The sequence below is a fragment of the Methanobrevibacter sp. genome (assembly GCF_045541095.1).
GTDB lineage: Archaea > Methanobacteriota > Methanobacteria > Methanobacteriales > Methanobacteriaceae > Methanocatella.
On record NZ_JAZQIJ010000117.1, the window covers coordinates 1 to 1940 of the forward strand.

The window sequence follows — 1940 nt, forward strand, 5'->3', positions numbered from 1 at the left end:
AATGCTTATTGTGTATGTAAATTATAGAAACCTTTTTAATTAACATACGAGTTATTAAATACTATGAATGATGATGAGATTTTTAAAACTTTAGGCTATGTTATGGCCTCTGAGTATAGGTGCAACATTATCAAAAGCATCGGTGAAAATATAAAAATCCCATCTGCAATTGCTGAAGACATTGGTTTGAGAACAAACCATGTATCTAATGTGCTAAAAGACTTAAAGGAATACAATATAGTTGTGTGCTTAAATGAAGAAGCTCGCAAAGGCAGATTATACAAAAATACTGAATTAGGACTTGAAATATTAAAATATATTTAGTTCTGAAGTGAAAATAACATAACCTAATTAAACATTTTTGTACTAATTTTAAAGGTTAAAAATAGTTTAATGAAATCTATTGTATATATATTCGTGTTTTGTTTGTATTTCAAACGAAACATTCTTTTTTTTTTAAAAAATGGAAATTATGATGATTTGTTAAAATCATCAATTGCCAAATCAACCAGTTTTATTACTGATTCTCCTAAATCCGGATATGAATCATTGATTGGAACCGGAATGTTATCGCAGTATATCACTTCCAGACCATGAGCAATGGCATCTTTTGTTGCAACGTCAACTGCCGCTGCTTTAAGTTCTGTAAGCATGACGTCTGCATCATCCATGTATTTTTTCATGTCTTTTCTAAGTAAAGGCCTGTTTGAAAGATGTGCTGTTGTTCCGATGATCTTGCAGTCATAGTTTTCTTCCAGATATTCAACCAGTTTGTCTTTAACGTCTTCAGGTGCGGTAGTTGCGAAAAGAACGTTTTTGCCGCTCAAATCTCCTAAAGGTTTTGGCCTGAATACTGTTGAAATTACGGTTGCGTCGGGATTCACATCCTTGACGAATTTTTCGATTTTCTCTATTTTATCGTCACTGCACATAGGCTCTTCACACATTGTGAGGATAACCAGATCTCCAAGACCTACTCTGAACGGTCCGAAGTATGTAGTGAGGTTTTCAATCGGCTGGTTTGCACCGATAAGGACAATCTTCTTGTTTGTTTTAATTGGAGGTATTGCAGCTCCGCTTCCTTCAAATATGGCGAATTTGGAATCTACTTCATTGGCAAGTTTTGCACCTTTCTTCATGTTTGTCATGAATACTTCACCTGCCATTCCTCCGCCGCAGCGTCTGCATCCTATGGTTAGAATTCTGCTCATAAGTGCATCTTCCCAATGGTCACTTGCGGCATGCACTCCTTTTTCGGACTGTTCCAGAAGGAATTCGGCATCTATTTTAAGTTCCTCTCCATGAACGATTTCAGGCTCTTCAGGTCCGCCTCTTCCCATTGCAATTACGCACGGTTCGTATCCGTTTTTGTCGATAAGTCTTGATACGAATCCTGAAACGGCGGTTTTTCCTATACGTTTTCCAGTTCCTAAAATTGTTATAGATGGTTTTTCCATTATGTCATATTGTGATGGTGGTTCGAATTTAAAATCAGGTCCTTCATAGGTTATTCCTTCATTCAATACCTTACATGCTATTTTGAATCTTTTAGGATAGTCAAGAATTGGTTCATCACTCAAATCCATTACTGTGTCAACGTCATATGTTTGAATCATTTCCACAATGATATCGTATGGAATGTCCTTGTCTTTTGCAAACTGGACGGGAATTCCCAATTTTTCTGAGTAGGATTCTTCAGAATCATCTCTCAGCTTTTCGGTTCCTCCAATAAAAACTGCACCTACAATATCAATGTGTTCCAAGTTGTTTAAGGTATCTATTGCTTCTTGTGTGACTGGCAGGTAGTGTTCTCCGTCAACTAAACAAAGCATTTTATTTAAGGCTTTCATATTATTGTATATAATTTTTAAATATAAATAGATTTGATTTGATATTTCCTTGAATATTCACTTATTACTTTTTTTGAATTTTTGTATAAA

General features: G+C 35.3%; 2 protein-coding genes. One reads left to right on the forward strand and one right to left on the reverse strand.

Translation table 11 applies throughout. From position 1 onward, the window contains the following. Positions 1-63: 63 nt before the first annotated feature. On the forward strand, positions 64-324 hold the full coding sequence (locus tag ACKI2P_RS04870) for a transcriptional regulator (protein WP_407375537.1): 261 nt from the start codon (positions 64-66) through the stop codon (positions 322-324). A 146-nt stretch (positions 325-470) separates the two neighbouring features. Here the strand turns inward: ACKI2P_RS04870 and ACKI2P_RS04875 are convergent, their stop codons facing one another. Further along, a complete protein-coding gene (locus ACKI2P_RS04875; protein WP_407375539.1) occupies positions 471-1850 on the reverse strand; it encodes a 2,3-diphosphoglycerate synthetase in 1380 nt (459 codons plus the stop codon). Between the last annotated feature and the right edge of the window lie 90 nt (positions 1851-1940).

Bases quoted from the DNA above. Each gene is read 5' to 3' on its own strand.
- ACKI2P_RS04870 (WP_407375537.1), top strand. From the start codon at position 64: ATGAATGATGATGAGATTTTTAAAACTTTAGGCTATGTTATGGCCTCT.
- ACKI2P_RS04875 (WP_407375539.1), bottom strand. From the start codon at position 1,850: ATGAAAGCCTTAAATAAAATGCTTTGTTTAGTTGACGGAGAACACTAC.